19 protein-coding genes are annotated in these 23978 nt (G+C 69.3%); 10 read left to right on the top strand and 9 right to left on the bottom strand.

Annotation, left to right across the window (positions count from 1 at the left end; all coding sequences use genetic code 11):
- Together AB0C38_RS13600 and AB0C38_RS13595 are read left to right on the top strand one after the other, a co-directional pair.
- Window positions 1–1761, top strand: a complete 1761-nt coding sequence (locus AB0C38_RS13600) for a hypothetical protein (RefSeq protein WP_360671572.1) — start codon at window positions 1–3, stop codon at window positions 1759–1761.
- Window positions 1758–4202, top strand: a complete 2445-nt coding sequence (locus AB0C38_RS13595) for a WD40 repeat domain-containing protein (protein WP_360671570.1) — start codon at window positions 1758–1760, stop codon at window positions 4200–4202. Before AB0C38_RS13600 ends, AB0C38_RS13595 begins: the two co-directional genes overlap by 4 nt.
- Window positions 4203–4460: 258 nt before the next feature.
- Here the strand turns inward: AB0C38_RS13595 and AB0C38_RS13590 are convergent, their stop codons facing one another.
- Window positions 4461–5756, bottom strand: a complete 1296-nt coding sequence (locus tag AB0C38_RS13590; RefSeq protein ID WP_360671567.1) for a recombinase family protein — start codon at window positions 5754–5756, stop codon at window positions 4461–4463.
- A gap of 295 nt (window positions 5757–6051) precedes the next feature.
- Here AB0C38_RS13590 and AB0C38_RS13585 point away from each other — a divergent pair, with 295 nt between their 5' ends.
- A complete protein-coding gene (locus tag AB0C38_RS13585) occupies window positions 6052–7101 on the top strand; it encodes a hypothetical protein (RefSeq protein WP_360671564.1) in 1050 nt (349 codons plus the stop codon).
- A gap of 94 nt (window positions 7102–7195) precedes the next feature.
- Here AB0C38_RS13585 and AB0C38_RS13580 read toward each other — a convergent pair whose 3' ends face one another.
- Both AB0C38_RS13580 and AB0C38_RS13575 read right to left on the bottom strand, forming a co-directional pair.
- A complete protein-coding gene (locus AB0C38_RS13580) occupies window positions 7196–7777 on the bottom strand; it encodes a DUF2510 domain-containing protein (protein ID WP_360671561.1) in 582 nt (193 codons plus the stop codon).
- On the bottom strand, window positions 7774–9141 hold the full coding sequence (locus AB0C38_RS13575) for a DUF4041 domain-containing protein (protein ID WP_360671558.1): 1368 nt from the start codon (window positions 9139–9141) through the stop codon (window positions 7774–7776). Before AB0C38_RS13575 ends, AB0C38_RS13580 begins: the two co-directional genes overlap by 4 nt.
- Before the next feature lie 295 nt (window positions 9142–9436).
- Between AB0C38_RS13575 and AB0C38_RS13570 the strand changes: the two genes are divergently transcribed.
- Both AB0C38_RS13570 and AB0C38_RS13565 read left to right on the top strand, forming a co-directional pair.
- The gene (locus AB0C38_RS13570) at window positions 9437–10102 is read left to right on the top strand and encodes a hypothetical protein (RefSeq protein WP_360671555.1); all 666 of its coding nucleotides are present in this window, start codon (window positions 9437–9439) and stop codon (window positions 10100–10102) included.
- Between the two features lie 262 nt (window positions 10103–10364).
- Window positions 10365–10886, top strand: a complete 522-nt coding sequence (locus AB0C38_RS13565) for an Ltp family lipoprotein (RefSeq protein ID WP_360671552.1) — start codon at window positions 10365–10367, stop codon at window positions 10884–10886.
- Between the two features lie 246 nt (window positions 10887–11132).
- Here AB0C38_RS13565 and AB0C38_RS13560 read toward each other — a convergent pair whose 3' ends face one another.
- Both AB0C38_RS13560 and AB0C38_RS13555 read right to left on the bottom strand, forming a co-directional pair.
- Window positions 11133–11516, bottom strand: a complete 384-nt coding sequence (locus AB0C38_RS13560) for a very short patch repair endonuclease (protein WP_360671549.1) — start codon at window positions 11514–11516, stop codon at window positions 11133–11135.
- 303 nt (window positions 11517–11819) lie between these two features.
- Window positions 11820–12425, bottom strand: a complete 606-nt coding sequence (locus tag AB0C38_RS13555) for a hypothetical protein (protein WP_360671546.1) — start codon at window positions 12423–12425, stop codon at window positions 11820–11822.
- A gap of 62 nt (window positions 12426–12487) precedes the next feature.
- Between AB0C38_RS13555 and AB0C38_RS13550 the strand changes: the two genes are divergently transcribed.
- Window positions 12488–13621: a hypothetical protein gene (locus AB0C38_RS13550; RefSeq protein ID WP_360671543.1), complete on the top strand. Its 1134-nt coding sequence runs from the start codon at window positions 12488–12490 to the stop codon at window positions 13619–13621.
- Here AB0C38_RS13550 and AB0C38_RS13545 read toward each other — a convergent pair.
- Complete coding sequence (locus AB0C38_RS13545; protein WP_360671541.1) at window positions 13604–16054, bottom strand: DUF6493 family protein; 2451 nt, start codon at window positions 16052–16054, stop codon at window positions 13604–13606. The two genes, AB0C38_RS13550 and AB0C38_RS13545, sit on opposite strands and share 18 nt — an antisense overlap.
- Window positions 16055–16204: 150 nt before the next feature.
- Here AB0C38_RS13545 and AB0C38_RS13540 point away from each other — a divergent pair, with 150 nt between their 5' ends.
- From AB0C38_RS13540 to AB0C38_RS13530, 3 genes are all read left to right on the top strand, one after another.
- Window positions 16205–16522 carry an FG-GAP repeat protein gene (locus tag AB0C38_RS13540; protein ID WP_360671538.1) on the top strand — a complete coding sequence of 106 codons (318 nt, stop codon included), beginning with the start codon at window positions 16205–16207 and terminating at the stop codon, window positions 16520–16522.
- A gap of 87 nt (window positions 16523–16609) precedes the next feature.
- On the top strand, window positions 16610–19384 hold the full coding sequence (locus tag AB0C38_RS13535) for a BTAD domain-containing putative transcriptional regulator (RefSeq protein ID WP_360671535.1): 2775 nt from the start codon (window positions 16610–16612) through the stop codon (window positions 19382–19384).
- Window positions 19385–19517: 133 nt separating this feature from the next.
- Window positions 19518–19796 (top strand): hypothetical protein, encoded by a 279-nt coding sequence (locus AB0C38_RS13530; protein ID WP_360671532.1) that lies wholly within the window; start codon window positions 19518–19520, stop codon window positions 19794–19796.
- A gap of 653 nt (window positions 19797–20449) precedes the next feature.
- On the opposite strand, the gene AB0C38_RS13525 is transcribed toward AB0C38_RS13530, so the two are convergent.
- The 3 genes from AB0C38_RS13525 to AB0C38_RS13515 form a co-directional block, all read right to left on the bottom strand.
- Entirely contained in the window at window positions 20450–20995 is a 546-nt protein-coding gene (locus AB0C38_RS13525; RefSeq protein WP_360671529.1) for an NADP-dependent oxidoreductase, read from the bottom strand.
- A complete protein-coding gene (locus AB0C38_RS13520; RefSeq protein ID WP_360671526.1) occupies window positions 20977–21393 on the bottom strand; it encodes a winged helix-turn-helix domain-containing protein in 417 nt (138 codons plus the stop codon). The genes AB0C38_RS13525 and AB0C38_RS13520 overlap by 19 nt, the downstream gene beginning before the upstream one ends.
- A gap of 93 nt (window positions 21394–21486) precedes the next feature.
- Window positions 21487–22629 (bottom strand): epoxide hydrolase family protein, encoded by a 1143-nt coding sequence (locus AB0C38_RS13515; RefSeq protein WP_360671523.1) that lies wholly within the window; start codon window positions 22627–22629, stop codon window positions 21487–21489.
- 63 nt (window positions 22630–22692) lie between these two features.
- Between AB0C38_RS13515 and AB0C38_RS13510 the strand changes: the two genes are divergently transcribed.
- On the top strand, window positions 22693–23652 hold the full coding sequence (locus tag AB0C38_RS13510; protein ID WP_360671520.1) for a WYL domain-containing protein: 960 nt from the start codon (window positions 22693–22695) through the stop codon (window positions 23650–23652).
- Window positions 23653–23978 lie beyond the last annotated feature (326 nt).

The raw sequence follows: 23978 nt of genomic DNA, 5'->3' as shown, positions 1-23978 counted from the left end.
ATGGCCATTTTCCCACGACGACGCCGGTCGCCGGAAGGTTCGCCGCCCGACCCGTCGGGCACCGCAGTCGGCGGCATCCAGGAGATTCACCACCGGCCGGACCGGAAACCGCCGCCGGCAACCGCGGTGGCACCGCCGCCTGCCGCCGCGGACCAGCCGCCGCAACCGGCCCCGGCCTCGGAGCTCGTCGGCCGGTTCCCGTCCGCGGCGGCGGCGCTTGCCTTCAACGGGGAGCTGATCAGCCTGGGCCTCGGCGAGCGCGCCACGATCCTGCACGACAGCGGCGCGAGCACCTGCTGGGTCGCGGTCGTCGTGCCCACGCCGCTGGGCCGCGAGCTGATCACGACGTGCGGCGGCCGGGGCTACCTGCGCGTCGGCGACCGGTTCGTGCCGGAGCGGGGCTGGGGTGCGGCGGCGCCGCTGCGTCCGGCCGCGAAAACGTGGGTCGGCCGTCCGGCCGACGGTGAGCCGGTGAGTGGCCTCCGTGAGGCGACCCCGCGAGACCTGATCCGGCTGGCGGGGCTCCATTCCGTGCGGGAGGCATCGCCGACGCGGGTGACGGTGCTGTCCGCGGGTTTCGGCGTGGGGCCGCTGGTCCGCCGGACCCTCGAACTCGGGCTGCGCGTCACGCACCGGCCGGTCGAACTCCGGCCGTTGTTCACCGACGGCGCTGGCTCGACCGACACCGCGGGCTCCGTGCTGATCGCCGTCGAGATCTCGAGACCGCCCGCGCGGAGTGGTGACGTCACCGCGTCCTTGCCGGAAAGCCTGCTGCGGGCGTTGGATCTCGATCCCCAGCTGCTGCTCTGCCGGATGCCCGGCGACGAACTGCTGGTCCAGTACGGGCTCGGTGCCGCATTGGCCGACGGTCAGCTGCTCGACCTGGTTCCTCCGGGCCGGCGCTGGGTCTTGGCCGACGCGGTCTTCGGGTGCGCCGTCTTCCGCGATCTGGCAGAACCCCGCGACAGCACAGGCCTGGTGCGGCGGCATCCCATCTACGAGATCGCTTCGCCGGTACTCGGGGGACGCCCGAGCACCGTGGAGCCGGTGGCGGTGAACGTCGTCGCCGACCGGGTCGAGACAAGCCATGTCGACGCGATCCTGCTCGAAGACGACGACCTGCCGCTGCTTTCCCTTCTCCTGCAGGGCCATCCGCTGGCGGAGCAGGCCTGGATCAGCTTCGGCCGCGACCGACACCTGCTCTTCGCCGCAGGCGGTCTGCTGCAGCGGCTCCCAATCGGGGAACCGCTGTACCGGATGGGGCCGGGAGCGCTGTACCTGCCGGTGGGGTACCGGCTCTCACCGGTGCTGCCGGCCGCCGCCCGGCGGGAGCTGTTCGAGGCCGACGGCGGGCACGCGGTGATCCTGCTCCCCGGCCGGGGACTGGCGTTCGACGTCTCGGAGCCCTCGCGCGAGCCGGTGTGGACGCTCTGGGCGGGCGAGCTCCCGGAGATCGACTGGCAGCTGCCCGACGAAGCCGTCGAACGGCTCGAAGCAGTGGAAGCCGAGTTCCGGCCGAAGCCGGAGGCGCGCCGCCCGGCCCCCAGGACGCCGCGACCGTACACACCCCCGGTCGCCGCCGCGCGGCCTGCCGAGCCGGTGCGGGCCCGTACGTGGCGGGACGAGGCCTGGGAGCACGAGACGGCCGGCGACCTGGTCGCCGCGGCGAAGCTGTTCGAGCGCCACGGCGAACCGGTCACCGCGGCACACCTGTACGAGGCCGCCGCCAGGGCCGACCGTCCGACCGGCGCTCGCCGATGACCGCGACCGCCGAGCTGGACGCATGGTTGTCCGCCCAGCTGGCCACCGTGGGCCGCCAGATCTCGCGGGGCCCGGTGGCGGTGGCGCCGCAGGCGGACACGGAGCCAGGTGGCGGCGGCGAGGCGTGGACCGGTGCGTACCGGGTGACTTCGGTCGTCGACGTCGTCCCGGGGATCTTCGAGTACCCTCCCAAGCCGTTCCTGGTGTCGGCGTGGCACCAGCTGCCCGATGGCCGTGCTCTGCTCGCGACGGGCGAGGTGGACAACGCGTTGCGGCTCTGGGCCGTCGACCCGCACCTGGGAAGCATGACGCCACTGGCAAGCAGCGGACACGGCGGTCTGATCACCGGCATCGCCATTCACGAGTTTCCCGGCGACCGCGTCATCGTCGCCACCAGCAGCCTCGACCGGACCGTGAGGGTGGTGATCCACTCCATGGGACGCAAGTCGATCCGGCACCTCGCCACGCTGGTGGACTGGAACGTGGCGACGGAGGCAGTGTCGTGGTGCTCCGTCGGCCACAACCGGCTTCTGCTGGCTGTCGGCAGCCGGTCCGGCCAGCTGAGTGTCTACGAGGTCAACCTCCTCGACGGAATGACCAAACGGTTGGGGTCGGCAGGTGTCGACGGGCAGATCGGTACGGTCGAGTGGTTCTCGTTGCCCGACGGGCGGTCACTGCTGGCTTCGGCCGGACCTCGCTCCGGGCTGCGCATCTGGGAGCTGGACGGGTCCGGCCGCCCGCAGCCTGCCGCCTTCCCGGGAGCCACCTTCCCCGGAGCCGCCTTCCCGGGAGCCGACCGAGCTGTGTGGCACCGAACCTCGGACGGCCTGGGCCTGCTGGCCACCCACACCGGCGCCCAGGTCATGGTCTGGTCCGTCGACCACGGGACCGGGCTTCCCGCCCTCGCGGCGCAAGCCGCCGTCCCGGACGGTGAACCGCTCTGTTCCCTGGCCTGGCAGGGACTCCCTGACGGCCGGAACATCCTGGTGGCGGGGACGCACACGGGAGCGGTGCGCCTTTTCGCGGTCGGGTCGGCTCCCATCACGCTGAACACCCTCAGCTCGCACCAAGGCGCGATGGGCGAGACGACCTCGGTCTCGTCGTTCCTCACGGCGGGCGGGCAAGTCGCGGTGGCTGCCGGTGCCCGGCGAAGTGTCCGGATCCTGACGGTGGAGCTGGATCCCGCGGCGCCGCGACCGGCCGTCCCGGTGCTGACCGGCGCCGCTGTTCCCGTGACGCTGCCCGGTATCGGCGCGCGGCGATCCTCCCTCTCCGCGGTGGTGGCCCTGGGCGCGGCCGGGCTCTGGCTCGGCCTCGGCGTCGTGGACGACATCGTGTCCGTCACCGGTCCCACGTCCCCCGGAGCGCTGGACAGCCTCCACGACGACCGGTTCAGCGCGATCGCGAACAGCGCCGGCGTGACCATGCTGCGGCGCCTCGGCTGGCCCGCGTCGGCCCGCGCCGGATTCGCCGGCCTGGTCGCGCGTGACCTGGCGGGAGCCGCGAAATGGGCGCCTCCCGACGGGGTTCGCCCGACCCAGCTGATCAGCGCCTTCTTGATGACTCCGGCGGCCCGGCTGTCGCACCACGTCTCGCCGGACGTCTCGGCGGTGCTCGCCGCGTTCGACAACCTCGACCGCAAGGCTGTCACGCTTCTGGGACTGCTCGGAGCACACGCGGTTGCAGCCGATCCGGCATTGCCACTGCGGCTGGTCGACCGAGTCGCGGCCCTGCCCGAGTTGCCCACGAAACTCCTGATGGCGTTCGGCACAGCCACGAAGCGGGCCGATCGGGAGATCGTGGAGAGCGCCGGCGTGGAACGCTCGACGAACTCCGTGCCGGTCGAGGCGCGGCACGGCCGAGTCGACCGCCTGGTGCCGGCTCACCTCGCCTTGGCGCTCAGCCTGGACAAGGACCAGCAGGCCGCGCTCGAGGCGGGACAGCAACTCCTCTACCGGCGCTATACAGTGCCGTCCGTTCCGCTGGCGAGACCGGTGGCCGTCGTCCTCGATACGACGGCGCCCACCTTCGGACCGATCGAGGCGGTCCTGCGTACCGTCGCCTACACGCTGACTCTGGTGTTGTGGCAGCGGAACACGGCACCCACGCTGATCACACTGACGCATCCGGCCCAAGCACGTGAGATCACCACGCCCGAGCAACTGGTCGACCTGTGGACCAGCCGTACCCTGTCGGTACCGGACCCGGCGCCCGCTCTGGCCACGGCCACCACAACGGGCTTGCCCGTGATCGTGCTGACCACGCAGCATCTGGCTCGGACACATCAGTTGGTCGCCAACAGTCGTATGAGGGTGGTGACGACTCACGTTCCGGGGCACCGGCCCGCATCACTGCCGCGCGGCTATCACCATTTCCACTTGCCCGCGGAGCCGATGCCACACCAATTGGCCACGGTAATCGCGGAACTGCTCAAGCCGTGATGAGTACTGGTGGGACCGAGTCCGAAAGGCGATAAGGATCGAGAGAATCTCGGAGGATACCCACCCGGCCAGTCTCCGATCAGGCGGCTGGTAAATCAGACACCTAAGCTGCCGGTGCATCCGGTGTCTGTTGCCGCGCATGGTGGACCTCTTACTTACTCGGCCTCTTAAAGGCTAAATGTTGTGGTTAGCGTGCAAGATCTCGGACTCGGACATCGGACACTCAATTACCCCATAGAGCCGCGCGTCGCGGCTGGGTCAGAGTAACAGCAGCTGGTCGCCGACGGTCTCGTCTATGGTGGCAAGTGCGCAGGGTGGACGGCATGCCTTGACTTCTCGAGTCGGGCCGCCACACGTAATCGTTAGGTCGTTCGATCTCATGTGGTCGGCGATCGCGGACCCGTCATCACCTGCAGCCTCGGCGAATCGCACGCGGAGATCATCAAGTAAGTGGTCTTCGCGGACGTAGACGTTCTTCGCCAACTCGGGTGGGCGGTTGCGGGCGCTGGTGTGGCCGTGCCGACAGCGATAGCCGGGGCGGCCGTTCACCCAGTGCGAGTCCAGTCGGCGGCCGCACAGCTGACATTGCACGTGACCTGCCAGCACGTACGTCCTGGTGTGGCCGTGCTGGGTGGGTCGGGCTGCGCGCATGCCCTGGATCGCTAGGAACGCCGCCTCGTCCACAAGAGCTGGATGCGTCACCTTCTCCGACTCGGCCCAACCTCGTGCCGCGGATGGCTGGACTGGAGCACGGTGGTGGGTCAGACCGGTTGTTCCGGCGCCGTGCCGGTTCCACACCTGGCGTCCGGTGTATCGAGGGTTTTCGAGGATCCCGACGACTGTCCGGATGATCCACTCGTGTCTCGTCCGGTGTCGGTTGCGGTCTCGGTCGGCATTCGATGGGCATGGGATGCCGCGGTCGTTCAGTTCCCGCGCGATGCCGGCGACGCTTCGTCCAGTGGCTCGTTGCTGGAAGATCCACCGCACCCACGGTGCGGTGGCCGGATCGGGTTCGAGACGGTGCATGCGGCGTCCCCAGCTCGCGTGGGCCCGGTTCGGGTGCGGGCCGGCATCGGCGAGTCGGTAGCCGTAGGGTGGTCGGCCGCCGAGGAACCTGCCTTGAACACGGGCCTGAACGTGCATCGCTGCCAGCACCCGGTGCCGAGCCCGCAGCACCTCGCGACGTGACTGGGACCCGAGCAGCAGCATCAACGCCTGGTGCACCGGGTCGTCAAGGTTCACCGGACCGTCCGCTTCGGGCAGCCACAGCTGGACACCTCGCGCCCGGAGCGCGGTCAGCACGGCGCCAAACTGGTCTCCGTAGAACGCGCGCTCGTACTCTCCGATGACGACCGCGTCGAACGGACGGTTCGGGTGCTCCGCTGCTGCCATCAGCTGTGCCGCGGCCGGCCGTTCCCGCCAGGGCAGCCGACGTGAACACCCTTCGTCGAAGTACGCGGCCACAATCACGCCATGCCCTCGGATCGTCTCCTCGGCGACCTCACGCTGCCACCCCGATGACGTTGTCCGGTCCTGGAACTCGATTGTGGACATCCGCCCATAGAACGCGAACCTCAGCCCGTAGCTCCCGGCAGTTCCCTGACGATGTCGGGCGCCGGCCCGACGCGGGGAAACCGCGAGTCTCATGGTGGCTTTGCGAGCGGTAGCGATCATCCTGCACCTCGGCGTTTGAGGCGGGTTCGGGTCGAGAGCGGAACGTAGTCGCCTGGGACCGATGACGGGCTTGGGGCTGATCTGCACTCGAATGGCCGCATTGCAGCCCGTATCACCCGTGTTGCACTGTAAGTGGTCGACCTTTGTCCGTGGGTAGCCGTCGGGGAGGCGTCGGATGTCGACTTTGGTGCTCTACACGCCGCAGGATCGGCTGCTCGACCTGGCCAAGCTCACGGAACGGGACTTTGCGCTGATCAGCTCGCTGCAGTACAAGATCAAGCGCGGCGACCGAACCTTGCTTTGTCAGCGGGCTTTGGTCGAGGACGGGGCAGCCGAGATGTTCGTCCGGCTCAAGAACGGCCGCTACGCTGCGGTGCATTTCCGAGGGAGCGAGTGCACGCAAACCCATGAGATCTCTGTGGAGTCGCCGGAGCATCGACGCCAGAAGGACTATTGGCAGCGTGCTGCCGAGGACGCCGGTTACCGAACGTCACAGGAGGTGCGGACCGGGGCGGGCACGATCCTTGACGTGGCGATCGACGGCCCTCGTCGAACGGGTATCGAGGTCCAGCGTTCGGAGCTGCAGTCGCAGCTCGCGAAGGCACGTACTACGAAGTCTTTCCGGGCCGGCTGGCTACCTGTCTGGTTCCTGGACTCCGACCGGACCCCGCCGTGGTTCCACCAGGTCCCGGCACTTGGCTGCAACAAACTGCCGTGGAGTTCATTGCCGCCGAGGCGGTCCGCGACGGCGCTGGGACCGAGCCGGTTCGTCGCGCGCGCCTGCACGGTCACGAATTTCGGGACCTGCCCGAACGGCACGAAGAAGCGTCCGAAGCCCCACTGCCGCGAGTACCACCCATATCGCGAGCCGTGGCCGGGCCTGACCGTCGATGACGTCGCGGCCATGCTCCCGGCCGAGCAGATCGTGCCGATGCGGGCGCTGCGGGGTGACGTCCACCTTGTCGCACCCGAAACCTTGACTTGGTTCGAGGAGTTAACCGGACAGAACGGCGCGTACTTGCCGGACGCCCGTCGTCCTCGAGGTGGGCGAGCCGCGGACTGTGCGCTCTGCGTCAATCCAGTCCACGACCAGCAGATCGTCGAACGAACGTGTTTCAAGTGCGATCGTGCCCCGGCCGGTCCCGGCGGCGTGCTGTGCCTCGCTTGCACGCGCGCCATGGAGACCCGGTCGGCCCGCGAATACTACAAGCCACAGCCGAGTTGAGCCCGCGATGCGGTCCAGCCCACCGCTAGGGCGATCGCGTATAACGCTCTATTCGTTGGCGCTACGTCCGCGTATGAGTGAACGCTTGTGACAGTCACATGACGTCGAGTCGGGGAGCGGCCGACGCTGCCTCCGCGGCGTCGACGATGGCGTGTGCGTCGGCGGCGTTGCTCACACGCACAGCCATGGCCGGTACCGCGCGTTTCGTCGGCCGGGTCGTGTACACGGCGAGGAACTTCGTCGAGCGGTTGTAGATCGCCGCTTTGGCTTGGTTCCAGTCAACCTCGAGAACCTGCTTGCGCACGATGCCGACGAAGAGGAATAGCAGCCGCTGGCTCGTGCAGGCGAGGACGCCGAAGCCTTCTCCCTGTGCTCCGGTCAGTGCCAAGACCCGCTCCTCGGGACGGAGGTAGCCGGCCAGGAGGTTGACCTCTTTCATCGAGCCGACGAGCAAGCCACTCACCTGGCTCACCGCGTGCGCGATGTCCGGTCGGAGAGCGGGGGCCGCCTCTGCCGGTTTCGTGGGCGCGGGCTGCACGGCTGCCGGGGTCTGAGTCGGCAGTTCGGTGGTGTGGAACGTCCAGCGTCGGCCCTCCCAGTAGCGGAGCAGCAGCTCGTCGAGCGGATCGGTGAACCATCCAGGCGGGCGGACCGGGGCGATCGATGGCTGGGTCACGCGTCACTCACCACCGTCGTCGGACAGATCGCCGTCGGCATGCAGGGCCATGGCCGGCAGCCCCTGCGCCCGAGAGGAACCGCCACCTCACCGGCGCCGCGGCGGCTCGGCTCGGACGCGCGCCACTCGACGGCCTCCGGTGTGTCGGTGTACTGAAGGACGTGGGCGTCACGGATCGCGATCAGGTGCTCCTTGACCTCGGCCGGTGTGGCGTAGAAGAACTCCCGGCGCATGTTGACCAGGTTGACCCGCTTGTGGCTGAGCCGCCGGTGCAGTTCGGTCTCCAACGTGACCGCATCCTCGGAGAAGACCAGAGCGTGGACGTCGAAGCGGAACGGCACGGATGCGTCACCGAGCTCGCGGACCCGGTCGAGGGGTTCTTGCCGTCGGGTCATGCCGATCTTGACGACGTCCTGGCCGAAGGCGCCGATGTTCGAGATCACGTACACGTGCCCGACCCGAATGTTGGCGGCCCGCCGTTCGACGCCGGCGATGGCGTCGTCGATCAACGTCAGCTGTTCCTTCGCCCGCGCGGCACCGTCGAGGTCGCCTTTCGCTTCGAGCTTGGTGATGGCGGTGGCGTAGTGGGCTCGCTCCTTGGCCAGACGAGCGCGTTCCCGCTCGATCTCCTTCATCACCTTGGCCTCTTCGCGAAGTCGCTCGCGCTCCGCCCGAGCCTCTTCTCGTTCGGCCTCGACCTTTACCAGGTAATCGGCGGTCAGGTCGATCTCGCGCAGACGGAGCCGGTGATAGCTGTCCGAGACGGCGATCCGCATCAGGACGCCGAGCCGGCCGATCGTGTCCCGGGTGGTGGTCAGCCGCTTCTTCACGGCCTCACGGGTGTGTGGCTTGACGACGCGAACAGCGTTGTCGGCTTCGGCGTTGTAGGCACGCAGCATCAACTTGGCTATGTCGCGGCCGAGCTTCTGGCCCTCCTTGATCGACCCGTTGACGGCCCAGTCGACCTGACAGGACACCGCGCTGCTCCGCGCCTCGACCTTGATCTGCTCGCGCAGCCGCTTCAGTTCGTCCTTGTAGGCGACGGCGTCGTCGAGTGGGTGGGCGTACTCGTAGACGCCGACTTCCTGCAGCAGCGCGAGTTCTCGCGTTTCGACCAGTCTTGACTGCCACGCTGCGACCTCGGATCTCCGCTGTCCGACCGAGGCGTCCAGTGCCGCGCTTTCCTGCTTCGCGTTCTCGACGGTCGAACGTAGCCGCCGCAAATCGGCTTCGAGCGCGGGAGTTCCCGCGCCACGCAGCTGGGTGACCCATCCGCGCAACTCCGCGATCGTCGCGTGCGCGGCACTGAGCTGCTGATGCAACGCGGCCAAATCCGCATTCTCCCGACCGCCGAACAGCGCCACTGCCGTTGCCCCTTCACCCAGTGAAACTCGTATCCGGTCACAACGGACCCGGACGGCTCACCTGAGATCGGCGCACGCCGAGCCGGTCGACCAGCGGCCCCCCCAGTCATGCCGTCTGGCGCTGCGACCGGGCAGGTTCCGGTAGAGCGACGCGGACACGAGTTGCTCACGGGCGGGCTGGACCGGAATCGTGCCTATTGATCACAGTTCGGCAGCACCCTGAACACGGACGTAACACGCAGGGTAGTCGCAACGACCTCTCATCCGCACTCACTGTCACCGAGAGGCCGCATCCATGACCAGCGACACCGCGCCGGACACCCTCATCGCCCAGCCGCGGCACAAACGGTGGCCGAGGATCTTGCTCGCTGCTGGAGGGGCCGTCGCGATCGTCGCAGTCACAATCGCAGTAACTCGGGCGACAACCACTCAGCCTACGCAGCCCGGCCCGACGACGAACGTGGCCGCGGCGGCGCCGGCCAGCGTCGCCGCGACGACGTCCACCGTTCCGACGGTCGTACCGAACAACACGGGCTACCTGACCAAGAAGGTCGGCGAACGCGCGGGACTCGGCGGGGGCACCGAGCCGGCAGTCGAGTTCTGGATCACGAAGATCACCATCGACTCGAAATGCAATCCCTATAGCCAGCGCAAACCCGGCACCCACTCGCTGATCCTTGACGTGACGGTCAAGACCCACCAGGACGACGGCTATGGGTCGATCGACGCGATGCCCGGCCTGCTGAACGAGTTCGCGTTCTCGACCGAGGGTCCGGCGGGGGTGAAGAATCAGGCGGAGTGGGATTCCTGCCACCCAGAGGTAAAGCGGCTGCCGAACGTGTACGCGCTGAACAGCACCTACACCGGCCAAGTCGCCCTCGCGACCGCAGGTCCCTCAGGAAGGCTGCAGCTCAACGGTGTGGGCATCGACAACGTCAAGGGCTGGGAATGGCCCTTCTGATCTGTCGCCGATCACTTGGGCCGGCTTGACCGGCAGTGCGATCACCGGACGCTATCGACAACGCCGTCGCCACCGCCGCCCTGTCGCTCTGGACCACCGCCAGGTGGTCGGGCGTCGTCGGCGTCGCCGTGAAGCACCGCTGATCTTCGCCTCCGCTGCGCGTAGGAACCGCCAGCCCGCGATCGGGCGGGGCGTACCACCCCCGCCCGCACCGACCCGGCTAGCCAGCTGGGGGTCGACAACTCAGAAGGAGAGAACCACAGTGAAGAAGGTCCTTATCGGCGTCGGCGTCGGATTCGCCCTGCTCGTGATCGCCACGGCGTGCAACAGCCCGACACCTCGGGCGTCCGCACCGACCGAGCAGCCCGCCGCGGCCACTACCCAGCCGGTCACCTACCCGCCCAGCACGCCGTGGCCGACCAGTCCGAGCCACAACAACGAAACGAGCACCGTGGAGGCGGCTGCACAGTTCTCGCCGCAGGTGGAGATGGCCCGCGACAAGGCGCAGAGCTACCTCGGTTTCAGCGCGTTCTCACGCAACGGCCTGATTCGGCAGCTGTCCTCGGACGCTGGTGAAGGTTTTCCAAAAGCCGTGGCCACCGAAGCCGTGGACAGCCTGTCGATCGACTGGAACGCGCAGGCCGTCAAGTCGGCCGAGAACTACCTGAGCTTCACGTCGTTCTCCTGCTCAGGCCTGAAGCAGCAGCTCTCGTCGTCTGCCGGTGAGGGCTATACCAAAGCGCAGGCCGCCTACGGAGCTGGCCATACCGACGCGTGCAAGTGAGATCAAGCGCCTGATCCCCATCATGGTCGGTCCACAGAAGTTTGCCTGGCGAGTCCACCCCGTGCCGGGGAGGTCGGCGTGGGCCTGACCGGCTGGAGGCGGACTAAGTGTACTGACCACGGTGGTTGGGTACACCTAGACGACTCTTTGGCGTCATTCTGTGAGAATCCGGGTAAACTCGTGCTGCGCGAGGTCCAACGAGGTCGTTGGCTAACATTCGTCAGGTGCCGCTGCGGGTGCTTCGCTTCACCACCTGCTTTCTCGCGCGGGCGACATGCTCCAAGCGTTTTGCGGCCTCGACGGGTCTTCGTGCCCCCAGATTCTGACGACCAGCCACCCCATCGCAGTCAAGACGGTGTCAGTATCGCGGTCACGTCTGGCGATACCGCGGAGTTTGAGCCGCCACCAGGTCCTGTTCGCGATGGGAAGGTGACCGTGTTCAGGGCAGGAGTGCCAGAAGCAACCGTCGACGAAGACTGCGATGCGGGTGCCTCGCAGGAGCACATCGACCCGCCGGCGCCGATTCCCGCCCGGAACCGGCTGATCGACGACGAACCGAAGACCTCGGCGGCGTAGCGCACGCCGGAGCTCGATCTCCGGACGGGTGCCCGACCTCCTGGTCCGGCGCATAACGGTTGCAGTGGCTGCAGATGGCGCCGGCGGCGCGGGGCGGGGATCCAGGTGTCGGTACACACGAGGACTCTCTCAGCAAGGTCCGACAGAATTAGCCGACTCCGCTTGCACCCGAAGCGACGACCGGGCAGGCCCCGTCTGCCGCAGCCGATCGGGCGACTGCGGTTGTTCAAGCGGTTTGTATGTCGCTCGCCGATTCGCGCGGCCGTGACTACAGTTGCAGGTCAACCGTGAACCTCAAGGTGGGGTTATAGATCAACTCGGTCCTCGGACACGCACGTTGCCCACGGGGAGAGGCGGTCACCACGACCGCCTCTTTTTGTTGTCGTAGAACACTTGCAGGCCGAGGTCCGGGTAGACCTGCGTGATCCTCTCCGGGCTCCGCGAGTTGAGGTGCCTCTCGACATTGCCGAGGTGGTCGGGCATCGGGTACACCTCCGCCACGTCGGGCGCTTGCGTGTCCGGCAGGTGCTTCAGCTCCTCTGTGGCCGCCTGCCGCTCGGGCTGTGCGCGTTTCGTCGGCTCGACGAAGTTGACGGGGTCTACGTCCGCTTCGATGGCTGCGAGGTGTCGCCGTAGCTTCGCCTCGGCGTCCTTCATCCGCTTCTCCGCCGCCGCTCGGCGGCTGTCCACCCGGCCGTCCTGTGATCCGGTCAGCAGCTGCACCGTCTCATCGCGGTTCTCCGGGTGGAAGACCTGGCACAGCCACTCGTTGATCGGCGCGACTACGACGTCCTTGCGCAGGTTCACCGTCCTCGGGTGATCGGCCAGCGCCGCCGAGCCCGGCGCCATCTTCCGGGTGCAGATCTTGCACCGCACCAGCCCTATCACCAGCTTGGCAATGCCGGGCAACCCGCCGGCCGCACGTCCGTAGCTGAGATCGCGCAGAAGGGCGTTGGAAGACACGACCCTGCGTGCAGGTGTCGTCACCTGCACCGAGATACCGGTCGACGATCTAGGCTCACAGGGTGACCACCGATCTGCTGCTCGCGCCACCGGAACGGGAGACCGGGGCTCCGGCGATCTTCGACGGCCTTCTGGAGCCGGGGGCGCAGGCCGCGCAGGCGCTGCTGGTTCTGGGCCGGGTCGCGCGCACCCGGTTCTACCTGCCGCCCAACATGGTGCGCCGGATCGTCGCCGAATCCGATCCGGTGTTCAGCACGGACGGGCAGACCCTGCGCGCGGAGTCCTTCTCGCCGTGCTGTGGCGTGCACGCCCGGCTGGACGTGCAGTCCTCGGGCGTGCTGGGTTCCGGGTGCACCAACGTGGATTTGGGGGAGGCGACCCGGACGGTGCTGGCCGGGGTGGCCGGCACCGAGCCGCTGCACCTGATCGTGCGCGGGGACGGCATCCGGCTGCGCACCTTGGACGGCGCGGAGTCCGAGCAACGGGTGCCGCTGCCCCGGCGCTGGGTGGCCGGGTTCGCCGAGATCGCCGCGATCACCGCCACCGCGACGCGACGCGCCGACCTGGGGCAGACCGACGCCCGGACCTTTCTCCGCCGGCTGCCGACGGCGGGCACCTCGGCGTGGGCGGTGCCCTCCGGCCCGACCCTGCGGCTGACCGCACGCGGCGGTCCGGCGGCGATCCCGGCCACCGGCCTGCACCGGCTGCGCGTGGTCGAGCCGCTGATCCGCTTCACCCGGGGCCTGTCCGTCTACGTCGCCCCCGGCGGGGAGTCGGCCAGCTGGGTGCTGCACCTGGACCGCGCCCGGCTCACCGTCACCCTCTCGCCCGCGCCCGCCCGAGGCTTCTCCGGGGAAGGCGGCTGGCTGACCGCGCTGTCCGCGGGCCTGGACGCGCCCGAGCTGGTCAACGGGCAGTCCGGGCACGATGTGGTGACCGGCTCCTGGTTCGCCCGCCCGCTGCCCGGCGGCGGCACGCCCGCCTACGCCCGGCTGACCAAGGCACGGGCCCTGGTCGAGGCCGGGGCGGTGCGGGCACTGCCGGCGGGTGGCTACGAGATCGCGCACGGCCAGTCGGTGCAGCGCGTCCGGCTGGATCCGGCGGGCTGCACTTGCGCCTGGTGGGCGGAGCACCAGGAGCAACGCGGGCCGTGCTCGCACCTGCTGGCCGCCCGGTTGTCAGCGGGTCAGGCGTGAGGCCGCCTTCGCCGATTTCGACGACCCGCTGAAGCCCGAGAGCCATTCCCTGGTGTCGGGGCTGACCGTGCCCGCGCCGCGCTCGGCCAGGTCCGCGGCCAGCTCCAGCAACGCGAACACGCCCTTCGTGGACCGGTCGAGGGCAGGCAGCAAGGCGTCCACTATGGACAGAACGGCGGCCGGGTGCTCGCCTGCCACCACTTCCAGGCGTTTGACCAGCCGGGTCGGGGTGAGCGCGTTGCCCAGCACGGCCAGTCCCGCGCCCAGGGCGCGCGGGCCGAGCAGCCGAGCCTCCAGCAGGGACAGCACCACGTCCACACCCAACTGGGCGGCGGTGGCGCGTTTGGTGTTCAGCGCGGCCGCGAACAGCAGCGCGCCCGTGAAACCGGGAATGTCCGGGCGGTCCAGGTATCGGGGCAGACAGACCTGTTCGGTGGGGTAACCGGCTTCCGCGTCGTTGCCGAAGAGGTCCTCGGCCACGGCGGCCTCGATCAGCGTCCGGTCATAGGGTGCGCCGACGGCCTCGTGCGGGGTGCTGAACCCCAGCCATTCCCCCGTGTGCTCGCCGAAGCCCAGCAGACCCAGCCAGGGCACGTCGGGTTCCTCGGCCGTCGGGGTGCGCTCGAAGTCGAGCGCGTCCGCGCCCCAGGAGGTCGTGCCCAACCGCGCGGTCCACACCACCGCGGGCACGGATTCCCCGCGCAGCACCGCGGCCGGATCGGCGGCCTCCGGCTGCCGGGCCCGCGCGGCCGCGAAGCCCACCCAGCCAGGCTCAGGCGCCTCCGCCGCGCCCAGCGCGAACCGCACGGCCGTGGCGTGCGGACCGGTCAACCCGGCGGCGAGTGCACCGGCCTCGGCGCGGGTGTCCGGGGCCAGCCGGAGCAGCCCGTCGACCACGTCGTCCTGGGCGGCGTCCGGCGTGTCGATCAGTCGCCGCACGAAGACCACGGGGTCCAGCCAGCCGCCTTGATGGGTTGGCGCGCCGACCGGGTTCGCGGTGCCGGCCAGCAGCGCGGCGACCCGATGCCGCAACGGCCGCAACCATCCCTGGCCGGGCTCCGGCGGCTCGACCTGCCGTCCGGCCAGCCCGAGCACCAGGGTGCCGACCAGCTTCCTGGCCGCCTCCTCGTGCTCGCCACCGGCGCTGACCGCTCGCTTCACCAGCGGTTTGAGCGCCGAAGCCAAGTCCTGCCCGGCCAGGCGGTGCGCGCCGTCGAGCACGGCCAGCAGCAGATCTGCCCGGTAGATGTCGGCCAGCAGCAGGGAGCACGCCTCGGCCAGCGCGGCGGGGGAGTCCGGGATCTCCAGCGGGGTCACCAACATCCGGCGTTCGGGCCATGGCAGAGGTACCGGCTCCGGGTACTCGGCCGAGACCACCTTGGCGGGGGTCTGCGGCGGCAGTTCCAGCCGCGCGGCGGCCAGTTCGCGGACATCGCTCGCCTGGTGGCTCAGGGCGGTCTGGAAGACCTCGTCGGCGAGTCCGGCCAGCTCGGGTCGCCGCTTGACCGCGTTCGCGGCCAGTCGCACTGCCAGCTTCGCGGCGCCCGCGGTTCGCCCGGCCGCGGCCGCGGGCAGGTGCGCGAGCACCACCTCGTCGTCCAGCTGCCCCGCTTTGTCCACCTCGAGCAGGGCCTTCACCGCGAAGGACACCGTGCGCGGGTTGGCGCTGCCGCACAGCCGGGCGTACCGGTTCTGCGCGGCGGCCCGCTCCCTCGTGGTCGGGACGAGGGCCTCGTGCAGCGCGGCATACCACTGGGCGCGGAAGGCGGCGAAGTCCCCGGCCAGCACCTCCAAGGTCGACGTCAGCAGCCGGGCCCGGTCGACCTCGCCGGAGCGCACCAGCTCGAGCAGGGCGGTTCGCCACTGGTCCTGCTCGGCCACGTACTTGTCGAAGGCGGCGAAACTGGCCTCACCGTCGCCTTCCAGGGCCAGCAGCTCCCACAGTTCGTTCAGCGCCTCAGGTTCCTCGCGCAGCCGCCCGGCCAGGGGCGTGCCCGTGTGCCTGCGGGCCCAGGCGAACCAGCCCGCGTAGTACTCCGGGCCGCGCACCAGCTCGATCTCCTTGGCCCGCGCCAGCTCCCTGGCCAGTTCCCACCCGATCCGGGACCGTAGCAACCACGGCACCAGCTGTGCTCGTTCCGCCACCGGGCGGTCGAGCAGGGCCCGTCGCAGCAGGTCCGCGTCATCGGGCCACACCGTCTGCCACCGCGGGTCGCGCGGCGGCAGCGCGGTCAGCAGTGCGGTCGTGGCCAAGCCGGCGGTCCGTGGATCCCTGGCGCCATGGGTGTTTTCGGCGACCTCCACGAACTCCGCCGCGTGCTCCAGCGCCGCGATCAGCCCGGGCAGCAGCTCCGCGCGCCGCTCACGGCTCAGCGCGAGCATCCGTTCCAGTACCTCGGCCCGCGTGCCGGTCAGCAGTTCAGTCAGTGGCACGCGGCCAACCTACCGCCCAAAGGGGCGGAACCATCGGCTGTACCGCTCGGCTCGGCACGAAGTCGCGTCCGTCTCGTGCCGGCCCGGGTCGTGTGCTCAGGTGTCGGGTCGGGACAGTTCGGGTTCGGTGCCTTGGTCTTCGGTGCGGTGGTGCGCGGCCGCGAATTGGCCGCCGGTCTCGGTGACCTCAACGGTGACGGGCACCAGGATCTGATGTGGTACGACTCGACGACGGGTGAGGTTTCGAGCTGGCTGCTCAACGGCTACGGCAACGTCGTCACCAAGCAGTCGCTGCAGTGGGTGTGCAGCTACCGCAGCACCTGCGAACCACTGGGTCATCGTCAACCCGGACCGCGGGGTCCCCGACCTGCCGCCCGTCTGCCGGCTCTGTCGCGGCACCTGAGCGGTCGGGGCCGTTCGGTCAGCGGTGCCGGACGCGCGTCCCTGCTCGCTCGACGTCCGGAGTGAAGCCATCGTCGAGTGCTCCTTCCGCCGATCGTGTGAACTCCCGGACTACTGGCGGAGCGACGTGCGCCGGGCGGCTATACCGAGTCGATGACCGGCTTCCGGGTGCTCGGCGAGATAGCCGTCCTGGCCGACGGCTCGCGAATCGACCCGGGGCCCGAGAAACAACGGCGCGTGCTCGCTGTGCTGGTCCTCGCCGCCGGGCGGGTGGTTCCCGTCGAGCGGCTGATCGAATGTGTCTGGGACGACGCCCCGCCGGCGCGGGCTCGCGAGACGCTCACCAGCTACGTCTCACGTCTGCGCCGGTTGCTCGCACCCGGCGCCGATGTGGTGCGGCAAGGTGGCGGATACCGGTTGCAAGCGGATCCTTCGGCCGTCGACCTGCACCGGTTCCGGGAACTGTGTACCCGAGCCCGCGGCTCGGGCGATGACCGACGCAGTGCTGAACGGCTACAGGAAGCGTTGGGAATCTGGCACGGGGAAGCGCTGTCCGGGCTTGGTGGCGACTGGGCACTGGCCGAGCGTGAGAGCCTGCACCAGGAGCGCCTCACCGCCGAATGCGAACACACCGATGTCCTCCTCCGGCTCGGGCGCGACGAACACCTCCTGGACGACCTGACCGCTCGTGTCGCCGCCTGGCCCTTGGACGAACGGGTGGCGTGCCAGTACCTGCTCGCCCTGCACCGTGCCGGACGCACGGCTGACGCGCTGGCGCACTTCCAGCGGGTCCGGGGCCGGCTGGCCGAGGAACTCGGCATCGACCCCGGTGCCGCCCTGCGGGCGCTGCACCAGCAGATCCTCACTGCCGAACCGGCGTTGACCGGCGACCACGCGACGTCGGCGATGGTGCCGCGGCAACTGCCCGCCGCACCCGCGCCGTTCGTCGGCCGCACCGAGGAACTGGATCGCCTCGGCTTCGCGGTGTCGGGCGGTCCGGGGGCCACCGTGGTCATCTCCGCCATCGCCGGCGCGGGTGGCATGGGAAAGACCTGGCTGGCCCTGCACTGGGCCCATCGCCACGCCGAGGAGTTCGTCGACGGGCAGCTCTTCGTGGACCTGCGGGGGTTCAGCCCCGGCGGGCAGCCGATGGACCCGGCGGTGGCGGTGCGCGGGTTTCTCGACGCTTTCGGCGTCGAACCGGCCCGGATCCCGGTCGACGCGCAGGCCCAGGCGGCGCTGTTCCGCAGTCTGGCGGCGGGCAAGCGGATCCTGCTCGTACTGGACAACGCTGCCGACACCGCACAGGTCGTTCCCTTGCTGCCCGGCAGCGGGTCCTGCACGGTGCTGGTCACCAGCCGCACCCAGCTTCCCGGCCTGCTCACCGGACACGGCGCCCGGCACTTGCCGCTGGATGTCCTGTCCGGTGCCGAGGCCACTGCTCTGCTCGCCGATCGGCTCGGCCACGCGCGCATCCGCGCGGAGCCGGCGGCGGTGGCCCGGCTCATCGGGTTCTGCGGCGGGTTTCCGCTGGCGCTGGGCATCGTCGCGGGCCAAGCAGCCACCCGGCCGCACACGCCCCTCGCCGGCCTCGTCGACGAACTGGACGAGTCCGGCTTGAGCGCCCTCGACGGCGTCGAACCCACCGCCAGCCTGCCCGCGGTGCTGTCGTGGTCGTTCCACGCGCTCACCTCCGAACAGGCCACCGCGTTCGCCCTGCTCGGCATCGCGCCCGGCCCCGACATCGACCTGCCCGCCGCCTCGGCCCTCGTCGGTTGCCCGCTCGACACGTGCCGGACGGTGCTGCGTGTGCTGGAGCAGTCGTCGCTGATCTCCCGGGACACCCGTGGCCGTTACCGGATGCACGACCTGATCCGCCGGTACGCCGACGACAAAGCCCAGGACCTGCCCGGCGAGGTGCGGCAGGACGCCTTGCGACGGGTGCTCGACTTCTACTGCCACACGGCTTTCGCCGCCGACCGCCGCCTGGCGCCGCACCGGCACCCCATCGAGCTGGACCCCGCCGTACCCGGCGCTCGCCCCGGCTCGCCACTTGACGACAAAGCCGCGATGACGTGGTTCGACGATGCCTACGCCACCTTGCTCGCCGCGCAGCAGGTCGCCGTCGCGCAGGGGAGGTACCCGACGGTCTGGCAGCTCGCCTGGGCGCTGACGACGTTCCAGCACCGGGCCGGACACCGCAAGGACCACCTCGCCATGTGGGAGATCGCGGCGGAGTCCATCACGCGTCGGCCCGGTGGTGCCGGCGACAGCCTGGTGCAGCGGCTCCTGGGTGGCGCGTATGCCGAGAGGGGACGCTACGAAGACGCCACGCGGCACCTCGACGAAGCCCTCACCCTCGCCGTGGACCATCGCGATGACGTCGCCCACGCCTACGCCCATCGCGTGCTTGCGTGGACATGGGCCAGGCGGGGAAACGACCACCTGGCCGCGATGCACGCCGACGACGCACTCGACCTGTTTCGCGGCCTCGGTAAGCCGGTGTGGGAAGCCGAGGCCCTCAACGCACTGGGGTGGTACACCGCCCGGCTCGGGGACCACGAAACCGCCCTCGAGCACTGCCGGGCCGCGCTGGACCTGTTCCGCGACAGCCGTGATCCATCCGGGGAGGCGGCCACCCTGGACAGCCTCGGCTACATCCAGGATCGCCTCGGTCAGCACCGCTCGGCCGTCGAGTACTACGAGCAGGCCGTGCACGTGCTGCGCGAGCTGGGTTACAGCTACGAGATCGCCAACACCCTCGACAACCTCGGTCACGCGCACGCGGCCCTCGGCGGCACGGCGCAGGCTCGCACGGTCTGGAGCGAGGCCCTCGAGCTCTACCGCCGGCAGGACCGGCCGGAGGAAGCCGAGCGCGCGCGGCGCCGGCTGGACGCACTCGACGAGCAGGCTCCGGCAATGCTCTGACCAGGGGAATGCAGGTTTTTGCAGGCCGTTCACAGCGCTCGTGGGCCAGAGTCGTGGCGACCGTATAAACACCGGTAGCCAGGGGGCTCTCAAGGGCGACGACTGGCTCTCGGCGGACAGAAAGGCAGATTCCGTGTCGGCAAAGATTTGCGCTGGCGTCGCTGTTGTTTCCGTGGCTGCTTCTGTGCTTCTCGGGGCAGCGTCGATTGCGAGCGCGGAAGGATTTGGCGGTGACCGGCAGCAAGTCGGTCTTGTGTCGGAGAGTGCGGCTGCGTCTTGGCATTTCTTCGGCTTCTACGGCAACGCAACGAACTGTATAAACACCGGTAGTGAGGGGGTCTCTCAAGGGCGCTGGTCGAACTACCGCTGTATCGACGGTGCGTTCATCTGGCGACTGGATGTCTACTACTGATCGGCCCGCGTAGTCGTCGAATGCTCGTTGTGGTGTTCTTTCCCTGCCCGCCGGCCGGCGGACAGGTTGACTGGGGATCGGAGTACTTCCATGCGCATACGAACACTCTTTTCCGGTGCCTTCACCGCTTTGTTGCTCATCACCGGAGTTGTACCGGGAGCGGCCACCGCCTCGGAAAGCGCGACCCGTCAGGTGGCGGGGATACCGGGCCCCTTCAAGATCATGAACCCAAGGACAGGACTGTGTTTCGATTCGGGTCCCCAGGTGGCGTATCACGGGCGATGCAATTCCACTGATGTGGGGCAACGGTGGGGCTGGTGGAACGGCGGATTTCTGATCAGCCTCCAATCGGGGAAGTGCCTTAACACTTACGAGGTGTACCCCTATTTGGCGCTGGGCAGCTGCAACAATGAGAGCTCGGGTGATTACTGGATTCACCAAAACTCGGCGATCCGGAACAACGCCTCCGGTAGGTGCGTCCACGTTGGAGTCGAGGGTGAGGGGCTCAAGGCAGAGCCGTGCGTGTCGACTTCGTCGCAGGTGTGGTCGGTGACCTACTGGTGAACCGCCGCCACACCGCGCCGCGCAGGATGGGGGCCTCGTGGTGCCGGTGGTGGACCGGGTCGCGGTGTGCGGCGACCCGGTCGGCCGGCTTATGGCTCGGCGACCACGATGATCGGTTTGCCGCCACCTTGCCGTCCGGCAGCGAAGGCCTTCGGTACCTCCTCCAGCGAATGGCGTGACCCGATCGGCACGCGCAGGCTGCCTTCGCGCACGAGCGCGGCCAGTCGGGTGAGCTGGGCCCGGTCCGCCTCCACGACGAAGAAGACCGACCGTCCGTAACGTGGCTCGAACTCCGGCGGGGCGGCGATCGTGACCAGCGTGCCACCCGCCCGCACCAGGCCGGCGGACCGCACGCCGATCTCCTCGCCGAACACGTCGAGAACCACGTCGACTTCGCCGACGTCTTCCAACCGGTCGTTCTCCAGGTCGACGAACGCGTCGGCACCCAGGTCGAGGGCGACATCGCGGTTGTGGGCGCGGCCCGTGCCGATCACGGTCGCGCCCACCCGCTTCGCCAGCTGCACCGCGATCGAGCCGACTCCGCCGGCCGCGCCGTGGATCAGCACGGTCTGTCCCGCCTGGAGCCGGCCGTGGTCGAACAACGCCTGCCACGCGGTCAGCCCGGAGACCGGCAACGCGGCGCCGACGGCGTGCTCGACGTCGGCCGGCAGCGGCGCGAGGTTGCGGGCTTCGACGGCGGTGAACTCGGCGAGCGGGTGTCGGCCGGCCGTGGTCGTTCGCCGACGAATTCGGCCACCTGTTGCGAGACTTCGGTGCCGGAACCCTGAAGCCCGGTGAGCCAGCCTTCGTTGATGAGTTCGGAGTAGACCCGGACCACGGTGTTGCGGGCCACCTGGAGGTCGGCGGCCAAGTCGCGGCTCGACGGGAGCCGGGTCCCGGACGCGAGCCAGCCGGCGCGGATCGCGTCGCGGACGGCGTCCATGAGGCTGGCCTTCACGTTCCCGTCGAGCCGCCCCAGATGCAGGTCGAGGCCCGTCGTCCGGGGTCGGCGCTCGGCCGTTCGGTCGCTCACGGGGCAACGATCCTGATCGGCCGGGCGGATCGAGCTGATCACCTGATCCGGTGATGACGCTGCCAGGCCAAGCTCGTGTTGGAGCCGCGAGACTCAGGAAATGCTGCGGAAGAAGGCGCGGATGTCGTCCGCGAGCAGGTCCGGCTCCTCCATCGCGGGGAAGTGGCCTCCCTCGCTGAACTCGCTCCAGTGGCCGATCGCTTTCCCCGGGTTCATCGCGCGGCGCACGAGAGGGTGGGTGTCGAACACGGCCCATCCGGACGGCACGCCGGAGGCCATGACCAGGTCGAGGCCGGAGTGCTCGGACTCGTAGTAGAACTGCGCGCTCGACGCGCCGCTGCGGGTGAACCAGTACAGGCTGATGTTCGTGAGGAGCTGGTCGCGGTCCACCGACTCGTCCGGCGTCCGGTAGGCGCCGCCGGTTCTGGTCTTGAACTTCTCGGCGATCCACGCGAGCTGGGCGACCGGCGAGTCGGTGAGCGCCGCGCCGATCGTGTCGGGACGGTGGTCCTGCATCAGGAGGTACCCGTGATCGGCCGCGTCCTCGGTGCGCACCGCCTCGATCTGAGCGATCTCGTCATCGGACAGGCCCTCGGGGAAAGGGAACTTGACGCCGAGCAACCCGAGCAGCCGGGGGTCGCAGCCGATGTGCGTGGCGATGACACGTTCCGGGTAGATCGCCGCGAGGCGGCCGGTGGTGCCCGCGCCGACGTCGGTGCCGTGCGCTGCGAACTTCTCGTAGCCGAGCCGCGTCATGATTTCGGCGTAGGCCTCCGTCGTGCGCGCCAGTTCCCAGCCGGTCCCTGACAGCGGGGTGGAGAACCCGAAGCCGGGCAGGGACGGGATGACCACGTGGAACTCATCGGTCAGCAGCGGGATGAGTCGCTGGTAGTCGACGAACGATCCGGGCCAGCCGTGGTTCAGGACCAGCGGGGTGGCCTGCGGGTTCGCCGATCGAACGTGGACGACGTGGAACGTCTGGCCGTCGACGGCCGTCGTGAACTGTTCGAGCTCGTTGAGCTTCTCCTCCTGCGCACGCCAGTCGAATCCGTCGCGCCAGTACTCGGCGAGCTCCTTCAGGTACACCAGCGGGATGCCGCGGCTGAAGTCGGTGCGATCGTCCCGGCCCGGCGTGGGGATCGGCCAGCGGGTGTGTGCCAGCCGGTTGCGCAGGTCGTCGATGTCCGACTGCGGGATGTCGATGCGGAACGGCGTGAGCGTGTTGTTCTCGGTCATGACATCGAGGTTCGCAGACAATGCGGCAGGTTAGCTTCCGCAATTGCCGGCATGCTCGAGAGCATGTTGAAGACGTCGGCCCGTCTGCTCGAACTGCTGTCGTTGCTCCAGCTCAAGCGCGACTGGACGAGCTCCGAGCTCGCCGGCCGGCTCGATGTGAGCACGAGGACTGTGCGCGCCGACATCGGCAAGCTGCGGTCACTCGGATATCCCGTGGACGCGCGCCGCGGCGTCGCGGGCGGGTACCGGCTGGCCGCCGGGACGGCGATGCCCCCGCTGCTGCTCGACGACGACGAGGCCGTCGCCGTCGCCGTCGGACTGGGTGCGATCGCGGCCCAGAGGCTGGGAGTCGAAGAGACATCGCTCACCGCGCTCGCGAAGCTGGAGCAGGTGCTGCCCTCGCGTTTGCGTCGGCGCGTGGAGGCGGTACGCGAGGCGACGAGCGTTGTTCCCGGGGCTGGGCCGCCGCTCGATCTCTCGATTCTCGGCGCGGTCGCCGCCGCGATCCGCGGCCACGAACGGCTCCGGTTCGGGTACACGAAGCGCGGAGGCGACGAAGAGGCGCGCCACACCGAACCGCACCGGCTGGTGAACTGGGAAACGCTCTGGTACCTGCTCGCGTGGGATCTCGACCGTGACGACTGGCGGGTCTTCCGGGTCGACCGCATGGTTCCGCGCGCACCGACGGGTGCGCGGTTCCGGCCGCGCGTGATCCCGCAGGACGATGTCGTCGAGTTCGTCGTCGGACGGATCAGCAAGGGGGCCTGGAAGTACCGCGCCCGCGTACTGATGCGCGCTCCCGCCGCCAAGATCGCCGCGAAGATCCACATCCCGGTCGACATCGAGGTGGTCGACGAGTCCTCGTGCCGTGTCGAGGTGGGTTCCGACGACCCGGACCGGCTCGCGCTGTGGATGACACAGCTCGACGTCGACATCGAGGTGATCGACGGAGACGAGCTCGCGGTGGCGTTCGAGCGCCTCGCGACGAGGTTGCACCGCGCGGCGGGTGGCGCATCCACGTGAATCCCGGCCGTCGCTCATCCGACGATGGCCCAGTACCCGCCCGAGAATCGCCGACATAACGACGAGCAGGACCTTCTGGCGCCAGCCGGGGTCGTCGTTGGCGCTCGAGTATCTCCTACAGACGATCTTTCGCGCACCGAGGAGTCATGGCGACGTGTGCGGCCGTTACGCGCCGCCGCGCAGGGGCCACAGCGGTATCCAGGGTATGGTCCTCGTCCTCAGCAGCGTGCCTGACAAGCGATCAGGTGGTCGATCTGGTCACGCCGCCGGCAACACCAAGCCGGAGCAAGCCACGACCGCCGCCGCGGCCACCACCCACCACGATC

The organism is Amycolatopsis sp. NPDC048633 (assembly GCF_040650695.1).
In the GTDB taxonomy this organism is placed as follows: Bacteria; Actinomycetota; Actinomycetes; order Mycobacteriales; family Pseudonocardiaceae; genus Amycolatopsis.
The sequence above is the reverse complement of the archived record's forward strand: the minus strand, read 5'-3'. Positions and strand labels throughout refer to the sequence as shown.